The sequence below is a fragment of the Rickettsiales bacterium genome (assembly GCA_029252805.1).
In the GTDB taxonomy this organism is placed as follows: Bacteria; Pseudomonadota; Alphaproteobacteria; order Rickettsiales; family JALZUV01; genus JALZUV01.
On record JAQXAR010000006.1, the window covers coordinates 1 to 13,485 of the forward strand.

Annotated in this window: 15 protein-coding genes; 6 read left to right on the forward strand and 9 right to left on the reverse strand. The window is 44.5% G+C overall.

What is annotated here, in order from left to right:
• The 3 genes from P8P30_01290 to P8P30_01300 form a co-directional block, all read right to left on the reverse strand.
• Positions 1 to 206 (reverse strand): ParB/RepB/Spo0J family partition protein (locus P8P30_01290; protein MDG1286179.1); only part of this gene is annotated, 206 nt, incomplete at its 3' end.
• The gene (locus P8P30_01295) at positions 203 to 1,087 is read right to left on the reverse strand and encodes a plasmid partitioning protein RepB C-terminal domain-containing protein (GenBank protein MDG1286180.1); all 885 of its coding nucleotides are present in this window, start codon (positions 1,085 to 1,087) and stop codon (positions 203 to 205) included. The genes P8P30_01295 and P8P30_01290, both read right to left, overlap by 4 nt.
• A complete protein-coding gene (locus tag P8P30_01300; GenBank protein ID MDG1286181.1) occupies positions 1,084 to 2,649 on the reverse strand; it encodes a recombinase family protein in 1,566 nt (521 codons plus the stop codon). Before P8P30_01300 ends, P8P30_01295 begins: the two co-directional genes overlap by 4 nt.
• Before the next feature lie 93 nt (positions 2,650 to 2,742).
• Between P8P30_01300 and P8P30_01305 the strand changes: the two genes are divergently transcribed.
• The 5 genes from P8P30_01305 (at position 2,743) to P8P30_01325 (ending at position 5,376) form a co-directional block, all read left to right on the forward strand.
• A complete protein-coding gene (locus P8P30_01305; protein MDG1286182.1) occupies positions 2,743 to 3,333 on the forward strand; it encodes a hypothetical protein in 591 nt (196 codons plus the stop codon).
• A 361-nt stretch (positions 3,334 to 3,694) separates the two neighbouring features.
• Positions 3,695 to 3,865: an Arm DNA-binding domain-containing protein gene (locus P8P30_01310; GenBank protein ID MDG1286183.1), complete on the forward strand. Its 171-nt coding sequence runs from the start codon at positions 3,695 to 3,697 to the stop codon at positions 3,863 to 3,865.
• A gap of 196 nt (positions 3,866 to 4,061) precedes the next feature.
• The gene (locus P8P30_01315) at positions 4,062 to 4,205 is read left to right on the forward strand and encodes a hypothetical protein (GenBank protein ID MDG1286184.1); all 144 of its coding nucleotides are present in this window, start codon (positions 4,062 to 4,064) and stop codon (positions 4,203 to 4,205) included.
• A 182-nt stretch (positions 4,206 to 4,387) separates the two neighbouring features.
• Positions 4,388 to 4,849 carry a hypothetical protein gene (locus P8P30_01320; protein ID MDG1286185.1) on the forward strand — a complete coding sequence of 154 codons (462 nt, stop codon included), beginning with the start codon at positions 4,388 to 4,390 and terminating at the stop codon, positions 4,847 to 4,849.
• A gap of 14 nt (positions 4,850 to 4,863) precedes the next feature.
• On the forward strand, positions 4,864 to 5,376 hold the full coding sequence (locus tag P8P30_01325; GenBank protein ID MDG1286186.1) for a response regulator: 513 nt from the start codon (positions 4,864 to 4,866) through the stop codon (positions 5,374 to 5,376).
• Positions 5,377 to 5,823: 447 nt separating this feature from the next.
• Here the strand turns inward: P8P30_01325 and P8P30_01330 are convergent, their stop codons facing one another.
• Positions 5,824 to 7,104 carry a glycosyltransferase gene (locus P8P30_01330; protein MDG1286187.1) on the reverse strand — a complete coding sequence of 427 codons (1,281 nt, stop codon included), beginning with the start codon at positions 7,102 to 7,104 and terminating at the stop codon, positions 5,824 to 5,826.
• A gap of 43 nt (positions 7,105 to 7,147) precedes the next feature.
• Between P8P30_01330 and P8P30_01335 the strand changes: the two genes are divergently transcribed.
• Positions 7,148 to 8,674, forward strand: coding sequence for a SpoIIE family protein phosphatase (locus tag P8P30_01335; protein MDG1286188.1), 1,527 nt, complete (start codon positions 7,148 to 7,150; stop codon positions 8,672 to 8,674).
• On the opposite strand, the gene P8P30_01340 is transcribed toward P8P30_01335, so the two are convergent.
• From P8P30_01340 to P8P30_01360, 5 genes are all read right to left on the reverse strand, one after another.
• On the reverse strand, positions 8,661 to 9,530 hold the full coding sequence (locus tag P8P30_01340; GenBank protein ID MDG1286189.1) for an endonuclease/exonuclease/phosphatase family protein: 870 nt from the start codon (positions 9,528 to 9,530) through the stop codon (positions 8,661 to 8,663). The genes P8P30_01335 and P8P30_01340 overlap by 14 nt on opposite strands.
• A 140-nt stretch (positions 9,531 to 9,670) precedes the next feature.
• Positions 9,671 to 10,423, reverse strand: coding sequence for a CpsD/CapB family tyrosine-protein kinase (locus P8P30_01345; GenBank protein MDG1286190.1), 753 nt, complete (start codon positions 10,421 to 10,423; stop codon positions 9,671 to 9,673).
• 1 nt (position 10,424) lies between these two features.
• Positions 10,425 to 12,704: an SLBB domain-containing protein gene (locus P8P30_01350; protein ID MDG1286191.1), complete on the reverse strand. Its 2,280-nt coding sequence runs from the start codon at positions 12,702 to 12,704 to the stop codon at positions 10,425 to 10,427.
• Positions 12,692 to 13,135: a hypothetical protein gene (locus P8P30_01355; GenBank protein MDG1286192.1), complete on the reverse strand. Its 444-nt coding sequence runs from the start codon at positions 13,133 to 13,135 to the stop codon at positions 12,692 to 12,694. Before P8P30_01355 ends, P8P30_01350 begins: the two co-directional genes overlap by 13 nt.
• Positions 13,132 to 13,455 carry an STAS domain-containing protein gene (locus P8P30_01360; protein MDG1286193.1) on the reverse strand — a complete coding sequence of 108 codons (324 nt, stop codon included), beginning with the start codon at positions 13,453 to 13,455 and terminating at the stop codon, positions 13,132 to 13,134. The genes P8P30_01355 and P8P30_01360 overlap by 4 nt, the downstream gene beginning before the upstream one ends.
• Positions 13,456 to 13,485: the final 30 nt, after the last annotated feature.

Below are 13,485 nucleotides of genomic sequence, written 5' to 3' on the forward strand. Positions count from 1 at the left end.
TTATCTTCTGTGACGACCAGCGGCTCGATCACTCCAATCTCCTTGATAGATGACACAATCTGTTTGTATTTGGAGCTGGCATAAACGGCATTGGTGATGACCTTTGTTGGAACGATTGAATCCAATGGCAACTCAACCATTGTGTTCTCAAAGCTCACAGCAATTTTGCGACCGGAGAGGTTAAGCTTCTTTTGTCGCTTACTCACACGTTTTCTCCGAGTAATTCGGCGATAGGTTTGGGGAGTGTCTCGATCCCCTCTGCTTTCAATAATGTCGCAAAATGTTCTTCGGCGTAAATACGCCGTAACGACTGGGTGATAAAAAGTAGCCGGTGGCTAACGAGAGTGGCTTTGCGCGTAAGCAGTGTTTTTCGATCCACTTCGCGTTGATAAACATCCATCACATCTTGCGATGTTACTTTGCCTGAACCTGCGCCTGACTGGTTGTTACGCTTTTCAGAGGATGAGCCCATGCCTTTGCCCAAGCGCTGACGTTTTTCAATGAGGTTCTTAGCAAGTAGGAGTTTTTTGCCGCGTAATAGTTTCTTTTCATAAGCATCTTGTAATGCTGCCTGTCCACTCCCTGATGAAGTCGCAATAGACATCGCTACCGTCAGCGGGATATGTCCTGCTTCTACCGCAATTAACAAACGCTGCTCACCGCGTTTTAGTAAGTCGAGCACTGCATAAATATAGGAATCACTCAAACCGGTTTTTATTGCAATTTCAGCCGCGCTATAACCCTTCTGCTGTAACGCCTCAATTCCCTGCAGCAAATCCAACGAGCGATGCTGTCGTCTAGCAAGGTTCTCAACCAGACTCATAATCAGTGCGTCATTCTCAGATGCTTCAATAATAATAGCTGGAATATGAGTTTGATCGTGAGATTGAAATGCCTCAATGCGTCCCTGACCGCAAACAAGGTCGTAAGATTTCTCTCCCGTCTTTGACTTAGTCACCGTGATGGGCCGCTTGAGACCAACTTTTATGATGTTCTCTGTAATCGTTTGAAAGACGCGCTGGTTTCGCACGCGCGGATTGAGGATATTGATATCATCAATCGTGATCATTTCGATCTGGTTGCTCATGCTGGCTCCTTAATCGCTTCACGCTCAGTCATGACAAAGAATGCTTCCAAATCATCGAAACGGTAAGCATCGAGTGCGAGGCCATTATGTTCGCTTAAGCGCAATTTAGGGTTCTCAATATCAATGGCTGGCAGCAGGTAGTAATCGAGAGGTTGCTGATTCTGTGCATCCATACGAATGGCAATGGTGATATCGGGCTCTAATCCAGAATCTAACCGCATCTTCCAGCGATAGGAACCGGCGTTAGTCTGCAAACAGCGGCAAATAATCATCGAAACGCTAATTTCATCGTTGAGCAGTAGGAGGTCAGAACCGACTTGCCGTTTCACGGTTGCACCTAACGCCTCGATTTTGCTAATCGTGTTCTCAAAGAGCTCTGCATGTAGTTTTCGTAAATAGCGGTTTATCTCAATATAGCGATAGTCGTGATCTGGTGTGTAGCCAATCAACTTATAGGCTCGAATCAAACTGCCAAATCGGCTTTGATAGGAACCACTTGAAGGCATATCCTCCTGCTCATCAATCACGACGCCAGATAGCCAGCCATTACGTTCCTGCAAGCGTTGGAGCTTCTCAAGCATTTCTTCATTACTGTATCGACGATTGCGCTCTCTTAGGATTCCTTGAACCGTATAGAAGTCACTTGTGTTGACGATCGCTTCAAATACTCCTTCAGCCCTCACCCACATTTCGGGATCATTCTCGACATGGCGTTTTTTGAGTTTATTGGAGGTACGGTTGAAGACATTATTACCGATATATTTCTCGTTCGTAAGAATCTGGTGCACGGTGCCACGTGTCCATTCACGCCCGAAATCTGTTTTGATAGCACGTCGGTTTAATTCAGTCGCAATCTGGCTTTCTTTCATTCCTTCATCAATAAAGGCACTATACATCCAGCGGACATTCTCAATTTCTTCATCGGGCCCTGGCACGAGAATAACACGATCCGTTTGAAAGCTTTTATGCTGGCCAGATTTTAGGATTCCTTTGGTCAATCCATCTTCATCAATTAGCATCCGCCGCAAGCCATAACCAGCAGGGCCGCCTTGGCGATAGCCTTTCTCAATCAAGCGACATTGGCCGGCAAAAACTTTACCTGATAACTCACGACTATATTCGCCAGCCATCGCCCGCTTTACGCCCTTAACAATGGTCGCAACTGGGCTTCCATCATTTTCAAATTGCTCGGCAACATATTTAACGTCGATTCCCGCACGACGGCAGATATATTCGTAATAAGCGCTTTCATCTGCATCTTGGAATCGCCCCCAACGTGTGACATCCAATACTAGAATTGCTCCATAAGCTGCGCGTTTATTTTCTACATCATCAATAAGGCACTTGAGGGCATCGCGTCCTTCAATCTTTAGACCGCTTTTCCCGTGATCAGCATAAACCTTGATAATTTCGAGATTCTTCTTATCCGCGTATTCTCGAATGGCATCTTCTTGGTTTTCGGTGGAGTATTTTTGATGATCGGTCGACATACGCACGTAAATGGAAGCCTTGGTTGGGTCAGGTTTTACCACCTCATTTTTTGCATCAAAAATCTCGCTCACGAACTCTCCTTTATTTTCATTAATCAATACTCGCTATCAATCTAAACCCAGGCATCACTGCCCCTCATTTACTGTAACAAAGAGAGGGCAATCATGTCGCTAACGAAAAATACCCAACTATTGCATGCTGAAATTACCGAGCGAAATATTGCAACTTTGATCGCCAATGCATTGCGCAGTATTCATCCTGATGAGAGTTCCGCAGTGAAACGCATTAGTCGTAAAACGGGCATAGAGATGCGCACGATTGAGAAGTGGTTTCAGGCACGCAACATACCCAATACAAAGCACTTATTGCTGCTCATGCACCATTACGCAGAAGTGCGAAATGCTATCGATAAGTTTGCAAGTCTTGGTAGCGAGGAGCAGCAAAATGTAAGTACAAAAACTGACACTCGTTTTGATGAACAATCATCTCGAAATTTTGACCCATTTGAAGTTTATAGGGTCATATATGACCCTATAAACCATGTTGTTGATTCACGAAATCTTTCAGATATTACCATTCGCCAGCTATGGTTCTTGAATGAATTACGTGTTAGTTCGAATCCTCATTCGGGATTCATACAAACTAGATGGTCGGTTAGTAAGGAGACTGCTAAACGCGATATTGCGAAGCTACGGAAGCTTAAATTGGTACGCTTCGTGGGAGCAAAAAGGAATGGTCGGTATGAACTGGCTTAAGTGCAGATTTTCCTGATAATTCCCTGTTATGAATTTTAGGGAATTTACTGAAAAAATGAGAGTAATCATACGTGTTGGAGCCTCGATATCGCCCGCAAATGCCCAATTCCCTGCAAAAATTGGAAATTACCCTGTATTTAGGCTGTTATCAGGGAATCTCATTCAGAGAACTTTGCTGCAAGAACTTGCAGCACCGCCACTCCCCCTTCCGGTAACATCCAATAAACACCAAAAAACCTTATATATTATAGGGTTTTGGCCTCCCTTGCTCCGATAGCTTCCTGTTGCATCTATTGCAATCCGATAAAAATGCGGGTAGATTTGCGGGTAGATAATGGAAAGTACCCAAGCGAGGTAATTCATGGGCAAGCTGACGGATGTGACGATACGTAACGCGAAAGCGGAAGCAAAAGCTTATAAAATGACGGATGGTGACGGCCTAATCTTAGAGGTTAGCCCCAAAGGTAGTAAATTGTGGCGCTACCGTTATCGATTTCAAGGTCGTGAACAGATGCTTGCCTTGGGGAAATAAGCACAAACACCATATCATATTGCAGCGTCTTTAGCATATATACCGTGAAGAATGGCGCGGCCAAATTCACCGCAAAATTCCAGGTGAATAGAAACCATATTAGCCTACGAAAATTCACATGTTTTAGCGGTTTATAGAGGTAAGAGAACCTAACGCCTCGCTCATAGTCCTTAGCCTCAGGTGCTGACATTTCAGGATGTGGAATAGTACGAAGCATCAAGCTGCTTATCATCGCCGCGACATACGGTTCTATGGTGAGGAGATTCATTCTATTTCTGAAGATCACTCTATTATCATGGTGAGTTTTGTGGCTGCTAGCGGCGAAAAGCATCACTTCTAAACGACTTTTTGAACGCAGAGAGTGGGTTCGTAGCCTTATCTAATATATTGTGGAAAATAGTTTGCGCCACATCACATTATTTAAAAATCAATATATGATCTCAAGGATAATGAGGATTATACTATAATTGCTAATATAGCCGTGTAGAAAATAAAGTTGGAAAATATAAGAGAGGCCTAACAATGGCTAGATTCATTCAACCTAAGAATAAGCTAAAAGAAAAATTAGGTGATGGTGGTATTAGAAAAGTAAATATTGCAAGAGCAGAAAAAGGCATTGAAGAGTTTGAAGTGGATTTTACTCCCATTGCGGCAAAGTACCTTGTGGAAATCAGAGGCTCTCTTTCCAAGAAAGATCAAATTGATCGAAGCAAAATGCTAGACTGTCTAGTTCAACTAAGAGCGCAAGGGGCTTTTTTTCAATTCAAATCCATCACTGCCATCACGGATATTCTTGTCGATTTACTTGACTCTCTCAATGATATTGACGATACAATTCTGCAAATTGTTAATTCATACGAACAGGCAACCCAAGTTCTTATAAAAATGAACATTAAAGATGATCAGAATGAGACCTGTAATGCTTTAGTGGTTGAGTTGAATACGGTGTGTCAAAAGTACAAGAGCCAGCATAATATAATATAAGAGAAAGTTTGCGAATGGCTTACGATTTTGATTACATCCAAGTGTTGGTCGTCGAATCAACTCCCGAAATGTTTGAACTGGTTAAGATGATGCTTACCATGCTAGGCGTTCGGAGTCATAAAATCCATGCGGCCTATTCATATGAGGAAGGATTCCAACGCTTCAAAGTAATAAACCATGACTTAGTTATTACCGATTGGCTGGAGAGTCCTGATCAAGGGCTCGCGCTTACCAGAAAAATCCGAACAAGCGGCGAGTCTCCCGATATCTTTGTACCTATAATCGTCACCGCTGGTTCGAGTCATCATAGCCGAGTTATTCGTTCGCGAGACGCCGGAGTAAACGAGTATTTAGTTAAGCCTTTTACAGCTCAAGACCTAGCTCTCAGGATTGAACGTATAACTGAAAGCTCTAGGCCTTTTGTAATAGACAAAACGTATGTTGGACCTGATCGTCGTTTGAAGGTTGAGCCTTTTGAAGGGGCGGAAAAGCGATGTGACACTTCTGAGGTTGAGACCCTTCAATAATCCACTAACATCCAAGCTATGTACGGGTATAAAAGCGGGTATATTTTTACTGTGAAAATAAAATATATAAATTTAGGGGCTGACACCTAACATTTAAATTGTTAGGAGTTATTGATGTATATAAAGCATTGTAAGTTATCGAGAAATAAGCAGTTAGAGTATTACATTCGTTATCCGTTAAGTTTACGGCAAAGGGCTATATTGTTGCTTTGGATGATGAAGATTTACAAAAACTTGCTGATGATGTTAAAGATTCAATTCTACAAGATTATGAATTCAGCCTTCTAAAAGAGCGTTTTCAACAATTAGTGTTCTAATTTCTCTTATTCTCAAATTTTCCATAATCAAGGTTATGAAATTGGGTCTTCCTAACTTTCTATAATGGAAGTTATGGAGATTTGGATTAAGATTGATGATCCTTTTATTTAAATGACGAGCTATTGATAGTCAGGATGTGAGTGTTTTAAGGATCGTATCTGTAAATTGTTGCGTGAGCTGTTCTCCGCTAAATGTCGTCAAGAATGAATCATTGGGTTTGCGTTGCAAGTTCCCGCTCATTTTTGCTGTATAGAGTGTTTTTAATTGCTTGATCAGTGCTTGTGTATCCTCTGCTGGGGCGACGAAGTGCTGATTGCAATAACGTTCGAGCATGTCCTTACTATCGCCTTCGGGTAATTGACTTAAGATAGGTTTTCCTGTTGCCAGATAATCATAGATTTTTGCTGCAACATGCGTGTCTCTTCCCCCTTGCTGCGGTGCCCCTTTTATCACAAATAACGCATCCGATTTGGCAATCCATGGAGGCAGGTCCTCCTTTGGAAGATTGTCGACCAACTGAACGGAATTTGCAACATTCAGCTGCTCAGCATAACGTGTAACGATCTCATTGGTGCTGCCGATTGAGATCAGTTTCCAAGGAATATTAGCCGCCTTTAGCGCTTGTAACAACCCTTCAGGTGAGCGCCCGAAGACCCCCCATGCACCGAGATAAAGTAACTGCAACTGGCTGTCTTCTTCTTTTTCCTGTAGGCTTCCTTCATCCGCAGAAAGGGCAAAAGGTGCATCATAACCATTATAGATCAATGAGACTTTGTCTTCGCCCAATACTGACCGATACGCTTTTAAATCACTCTCGGAGGTAACGATGAGATGGTTTGCTTCTTCCAATAACCGCCGTTCAATGGTTGCATCTTTGCGTGCCACCTCGTGCAAATAGGGAGAAGAAGCCACCCAACCATCTCGGAAATCCAGAATGAGCGGCAAGTTTGTGCGTCGTTTAAGTTTAACGCCGATATGCGCGGAGCTAAAAGGAGGACAACTGACGACAATCGCGTTTGGTTGCTCGGTCTCTACCAGTTTCAATGCTTTGTGATAAGCGGGCTGAATCCATCCCCATTCCATATCAATATGCCAGAAACGTGATGCCAGCGCATGTTCTTCGATCTTTATGGAAAGTAGCTTCGCGGCAGCCTTTATTAGCCGCGCCGGCCATTGCCAAAGCCAGCGCACAGGCCACTCCTTTACCCGGTGAACGGGTATGTTCTGATAGTGACCTTCTGCGGGCATTTCTCCAATAAAAGGATGGAACTTCTTATCCGGATTTCTGACAGTTAATAAGGTGCTAGCCAATCCGCATTGACTCATATGTTGCGCGAAGCGTTTGAGACGAAAACCTCCGACGCTTGTTTGTGGTGGAAAATAATAGGAAATCAGTAGAATTTTTTTCATAGACTGGTAGCTATAACACCATAGCTCCTATGATTGAAAAAAAATGCCCCCATCATCTTCTGTAATATCTATTTTTACACATCAATGTGCTCCAGACCTTTCGGCAATTCGTTCTTTGCGCGAAATATTATCTGTAGAATTAAGTGATCATTTGGCTGAAAAGCAGATTGAAGCAATTCAGCTCGTCGTTTCAGAGTGGCTGACAAATTTGGCAGAGCATGCCTCACCGATGGCCGATAAAATTAGCATTGCCGCAAAGCGAGATCTAAAAGCAAACTCTATCACTATTACCGTAGCGGATGATGGGGAGTATTTTGCTGATTTTCACGAGAGGTTACAGCAATTACCCGATATGTTGAACGTTGAAACACTAGATATGGGCGGAATGGGCTTGTATCTAATGCGACAGCATTTTCCAGCGGTGCGCTATGAGCATGAAGAGAAGCAGAATTGTTTGTCATTCACAGTCCTGCTACCCGTCTCGGAAATTTCCGCTATTGCTACTATTTTAGTGGTAGAAGATACCTCTCCCATGGCGTTGTTAATTCGTAAAATGCTTGGTGCAGAATATGAAGTGATACTGGCCTATACCGGCCAACAGGCTAAAGATATCTTGCGGGCACAAAAAATTGATTTGATGCTATGCGATATCGGATTACCTGATATTGATGGTATCACTTTGCGCAAGCAAATGGAGCAGGATGTTAATTTGCGCGGGATTCCATTTGTGTTCCTGACCGCGAATGAAAAAAATGCGATTGAACAGCAGGCCTATGATCTTGGGGTGGATGACTATCTTCCCAAACCTGTGAAGCAAGATAAATTACTCAATACGGTACGGCGTATTTTGCAACGTAATCAGCAGCTAACCCATTCCATTGGTGAGAAATTGGACGCTGAAGCCACCGATCGTATGATACCTCGTTGCCCTGTGGAGGTAGGTGCTTACAGTACTGAATTACTCTTTAAAGAGGCCAGTGCTGGCGGAGGAGACATGGTGCTGCATTTTACCCGCCCACAAGATGAGGTGATTATTATTGCCGATGTGACAGGGCACGGTAGCAAGGCAAAATATTTTGCTCACCTTTATGGCGGTTATTTATACGGATTGCTCAAGCATTTCAACTCCAATGAGTCACCAGAAATATTGATGGCACAGTTGAGCGACATGATTGATGCTGATTCCCATCTGGTTGGTAATTTCATCACGTGTCAGATCATCTCTATACAGCAAGGCAGGCTTTCGATTTGTAGTGCGGGGCATCCACCTCCCTTATTGCTTGATAAAACAGGTGCAAAACCTTTGCCTATAGAAGGAACGATGCCAGGGCTGTTGGCTGGAACAGCCTATGAACCGCATCTTCTTACCTTGCATAAAGACGAAGCTCTCCTGCTCTATAGTGATGGGTTGGTAGAAGGAAGTCGTGACTTGCAGGCGCAAGAACAGTTCGGTACATGGTTGAAAGAGCAATCGGCATCATTGTGCATGGATAGGCTGTGGGATGGCTATCTTCATCACTTTGGCGACTTGCTATATGATGATGTCACTGCTCTGATTATTCGCCCTTAACCGTCTCGTCAGAGAATTGTAAGCGTGTGATAATAGGCAAGTGGTCTGAGCCATAATCTGGACCGATCGTTTGTGCCAACACATTGATAGAGGGGGTGGTAAGCAGATGATCAATCCGTAAGCCTGCCCAGAATGAGCGCTTGGTAAGGGGCGACCAACTAGGATTTAGCAGTTGCTCGGTTCCGTTATTTTCTAACCCGGAAATTGCCAATAATTTATTAAACCAGCGTGAATAAATGGTCACATTCATATCGCCAACCAATATTTTATGTTGCATGGGTGCATTGGCTATCTTTTTTGCGGCACCTATCAATAACTGATTTCGGTTCTGCCATGCTTGCTCATTTCTAGGGGCTTCGTTATGAACTGCAAATAGGTGGAATGGCATTTGTCCCTGAGAGGTTTGACCCACGAGTTCAATAAAAGCCCCTTTTTTTGCATGTCCTGCTTTTTCCAGCGGCAAACGACTGAACAAGCTGATATCCTTGTGATGGTAAACGAACGGGTAGGCGAAACTAAGCGGTGCAAGTGCTTCCTGATGCGTACTTGTGGCTTCTTGGAATACCAATATGTCATGCTCTAGATCTTCAAGCAGCCAGTTGACTAACTGCGGCACTCTGGGATTGCTAAAGAGCAAGTTATACTGAAACAGGCTGATTTCTTCGCCGCTGCATTGGGTGCAAGCTGCCTCTATATCAAAAGGCAATAATTGCGGCAATTGTCGGTGAATATGGTAACTCTGCAAGATCACAAATATCAATGCCATTGAGGCAAGCTTGCGCTGAGCCGTCAATAGGCTGAAGAGAAAAAATCCAACAAAAAACAACAGCAAATGGAGTGCAAAATTATGCAACATGTCTGATATCCAGAATAAATCGCCAAAAATGGAGACAACATATAAGACTGCGCTGACAGCTAAACTGCCCCATAAGACCAGTTGTACGAGGTACATTCCCTGCTTAATGAGATTTGAAATATATATATTCAGCGCTGTCATTATAACATTGCCTCGATATGTTGCAGCTTGGTGATAAGTCGTGTCCATAATGCCTCCATAAATGCGGGGTTTCGAGAAGAGTTTGTGGCTTGTTCGATTTCCACCGAAAGGCCAGGGTAATATTGGCGATTGAGTACACAGCCGAGTAAAGCCGCCTGCGCGCTATTGAGATGTGCCATAGCTTGTATCAGTTGCTCCTGTGGCGTGTGTGCCGCTTGCACCACGAGCGCGCAGCCATCACAGCCAGCAGCTAATGCATCGGCTGGAATGCCTTGATAGCCAGGCACGCCCAGCGGCTCACAATCGAAGATAACGATCTCAAATTGCTCGAGTAATTGTTGAACCCATGCTTTGATGCCGTTGGGGTCGCGTAAATGCACCGGAGCAATGGGGTGATTCAAGCCATTCAAAATAGATAGGTTAATCTTTTCAAAATGGTGGATGGCATCATCGAGTGTGGATAATTCTCCATTCCACGGGGTTTCTATCACACCCAACCGCTCTCCAACACAAGGGTGACGTAGATTCGCATCTACCAGCAGAGTTCGTTTTCCGGCTGCTGCACTGCGCTTAGCCATAGAATAAGCAACAGTAGAAACTCCTTCACCGGCTGCGCTGGCGCTAATGCATAAGCTGCGTACTCCACGAGCAATACTGGCATTAAAGAGGGGATCAGTCCCTACATAATGCACCGGTACGGCGATATCATCAGATGAGTGAGCCTGCTCCAAAGTTGGGGTAAGTTCTATCATTTTATAATCCTCCCAGTAATGCGGGGATGGAGAGTAGTTGCACAATGTCACCCACTCCGCCCATAAATTGTTTCCACTCGCTTTGCGCGATATTGGGTACATAAACAGTGTCACCTGCTTTCACGAGCGGTAGCGCGCTGAAGTCGCCGCTTTTGGCAAAAGAAACTAAATCGAACATACGCGCCTGATCTTTCGAGTCGGAGAAATTTACCACGATTATTTTCTCTTGATAGGCCGCTCCGGTGGGGCCTCCTGCTTCGGCAAGTAAGTCCAAAATGGTCATGCCATCTTCAAAGCGGTAGCGCCCAGGCTTGCGGATTTCACCCATCACGCGGATGCTATCTTCTTTAGATAGGTCCAACCAATTGGGATTACGTTCCGGCACGTAGATAACATCTTCAGTATGTAAATCGGGTAGCAGGCTTTCATCGCCTTTCTCAAAATAAAGCGTTAAATTCACATGGCGAATCTTGTTTTTGCCGTCGCGTTTGCGTTGGTTCACTCTGATGTTACGCATATCTGCACCCGCAGTGGGGCCGTTAGCGGCAGAAATAATATCCAAAAAGCTGAAATCAGGGTTGAAAGCATAGCGTCCTGGAGAGTTAACCTGACCAAAGATATAAATCGATGATTCTGGTGCCTGACGAATCCACTGTGATTTATTATCAGATGGATCATTTGGAAGCTCTGGTACCATGACCACTGTCCCGCCTACAATCTGTGGCAACTGCTCGGCTTGATAACCATTCTTGATAGCACTTTCCACATCGAAACGTTGAGACTTTGATGAGCCATCATCTTGTGGAATCACAATTTCCAAATGTGCCATATCGGCCTGTAACTTAGGACCGCCAGCATGGCCGATCAAATCGAACAAGGTCATTTCATTGGACCATTCATAGCGTCCAGGCTTGTTAACAGCACCCAAAATTTGTACCGCTTTCTGCGGGGGTGTATTGAGCCAACTATTCTCATTCGAGCGAGTCTTATGGGGAATCAAAATAGCGTCGCCAGCAGTGACAGTAGGCACTGTGATACTTTTAGGGTCTTGTGTGAAAGCGAATAGGTCAAAGCTTTCTACCACGCCAGCAGGTCTGATGATTTGCAATTTCCGCGTATCGGCAAAGCGAGTAGGCCCACCCGCATTGGAAAGGATATGGAAAAACCCGATATCGCCCTGAATTTCAAATGCACCAGGTTTATGTACCTCGCCCATCACATAGACAGTGCGATTGCCTGTTTTGATGCCTTTTTCCTTTTGGGGTACAAAGATGATGTCTCCCGGTGCAATATCGGGCATAAATTTACGATCTGCCGTGTCCATGAATCGTTTCAGGTTGAAAGGATGTGGCACACCTTGATGAATGATCCGAATCTGCTCGGCGCCAGCATAGCGGGTAACACCACCGGCACGCATCAGCATATCAAACGCACTCGCGTCTTCTTTATAGGCAAAGGTGCCCGGGTTGTGGACTTCACCCATAATTTGAATGGCTTCGGTTTCTTCTGAGGCATCTCCCTGTTCCATCAGAGTGCGAGCGTCAAATTCAATCTGTACATTACCCAATAACGGAGAAACGGGCACAAAAATCACATCGCGTGAGACTAATGTTTCCAACAGACTGCTATCACCTGAATCAAGATAGGCTTTGTAATTAATTTTGATGGTTTTTCCATCGCGCTGCAGTTGCACACGATCAAGCTGTGCGCCGGGCTTAAGCCCACCTGCCTTGGCAATAGCCGTTTGCAGGTTAGCTTCGAGTGGAAGAGTGACGGTACCTGGTTTTTTCACATAACCTAATACCGTAACGATTAGGCCGCGTTTTTTCAATTGGAGGGTAAGTTGTTCTAGATCACGGAACATTTCACCTAATTTTTCGCGTAAAGATACCGTTGCATCGGCCATGGTTTGCCCTTCCAATGATATCTCGCCGATCTCCGGTAGCAGGATATGCCCAGCGCGGTTGACCTGAAATTCAGCATTGAAACCTTCTTCCCCCGGTAGTGCAATATAGAGAATATCGCCGGCCTGAATGATAAGTTCAGGAATCATCGCTTTTTCTGGTTCCGGAGGATCCTGTAATATTGCTGCTTCTATGATTTCTTTTGGTTCTACATCAACATTCTCTGGTATGATAATTGGATCGGTTTCGGCAGATTTCTGCTGCGTATGTTCGGCACTGACTGTTAAGGCATCACCATCTGTGCCTACAGCCGATGCAGAATGTGCTGGCGCTGTTGCCAATAAAAGAGAGAGAATGATGAGGCCTAAATATTGCATTGGATTTTCTCCTGATGCTGGTTAAGGTCTAGTTCAATTTTTTCTTGTTTGATGAGGCGGGCTTGCAGTTTTTCCATCATACGATAGAGCTTTTGCACTTCACGTTCGCCGTCCCAACCTAAACCCCCAGCGAATAGACGCAGCGTGCGGTTGCGTTGTTGTTCAATTAACCAAAGTTGGGCGGGATAATGCTCATTGATTCCCTGCTGACGCAACTCTGCCAAACGATGGTCAATGCAGTTGATGGATTGTAGATTATCGCGCTGCCAACGTTGTTGACGAGAGTTGCTGGAATAATGGTGAAAGCTGCTCGGATAGGCATTTGTATGCGTATAGCGTTGATGCTCCGCAAATCCGCCAGTACCGTGTGGTGGGAACTCCTGACAGGCCGCCAGCAAACTCAATAATGGAATAAAGAAAAACATTCTCATGCGGCTTCCCCTTTTGTACTTTCCATGGAGATCGCTTTATCGATACGCAGCATTTTCATCAAATCTTCTGGCTGCCCCTGTACATCACGCAGTGCCATCTGGCGGTTTTCACTGCGCAGACGCTTAAAGGCATAAACGAGCAGGCCAATGCCAGAGGAGTCGAGAAAGCTGATTTGTGCCATATCCACTGTCAAATCTTTGGATTCTGTTTCGATAAATTGATCAATGACAGATTTAAGAGTTAAGGCTTCCTCCGAGTCTAGACTTCCAGAAAGCGTTAAGATTGTTTGCTGGTCGTGTTGAATAAAGCAATGTGGCATAGTGAAGCTCCTTTTGTTAATAAATATTAA

Coding starts and splice junctions, on each gene's coding strand:
- P8P30_01335 (MDG1286188.1), top strand. CDS start 7,148: ATGCCCCCATCATCTTCTGTAATATCTATTTTTACACATCAATGTGCT.
- P8P30_01310 (MDG1286183.1), top strand. CDS start 3,695: ATGGGCAAGCTGACGGATGTGACGATACGTAACGCGAAAGCGGAAGCA.
- P8P30_01320 (MDG1286185.1), top strand. CDS start 4,388: ATGGCTAGATTCATTCAACCTAAGAATAAGCTAAAAGAAAAATTAGGT.
- P8P30_01350 (MDG1286191.1), bottom strand. CDS start 12,704: ATGCAATATTTAGGCCTCATCATTCTCTCTCTTTTATTGGCAACAGCG.
- P8P30_01325 (MDG1286186.1), top strand. CDS start 4,864: ATGGCTTACGATTTTGATTACATCCAAGTGTTGGTCGTCGAATCAACT.
- P8P30_01295 (MDG1286180.1), bottom strand. CDS start 1,087: ATGAGCAACCAGATCGAAATGATCACGATTGATGATATCAATATCCTC.
- P8P30_01305 (MDG1286182.1), top strand. CDS start 2,743: ATGTCGCTAACGAAAAATACCCAACTATTGCATGCTGAAATTACCGAG.
- P8P30_01340 (MDG1286189.1), bottom strand. CDS start 9,530: ATGTTGCATAATTTTGCACTCCATTTGCTGTTGTTTTTTGTTGGATTT.
- P8P30_01330 (MDG1286187.1), bottom strand. CDS start 7,104: ATGAAAAAAATTCTACTGATTTCCTATTATTTTCCACCACAAACAAGC.
- P8P30_01345 (MDG1286190.1), bottom strand. CDS start 10,423: ATGATAGAACTTACCCCAACTTTGGAGCAGGCTCACTCATCTGATGAT.
- P8P30_01360 (MDG1286193.1), bottom strand. CDS start 13,455: ATGCCACATTGCTTTATTCAACACGACCAGCAAACAATCTTAACGCTT.
- P8P30_01355 (MDG1286192.1), bottom strand. CDS start 13,135: ATGAGAATGTTTTTCTTTATTCCATTATTGAGTTTGCTGGCGGCCTGT.
- P8P30_01315 (MDG1286184.1), top strand. CDS start 4,062: ATGTGGAATAGTACGAAGCATCAAGCTGCTTATCATCGCCGCGACATA.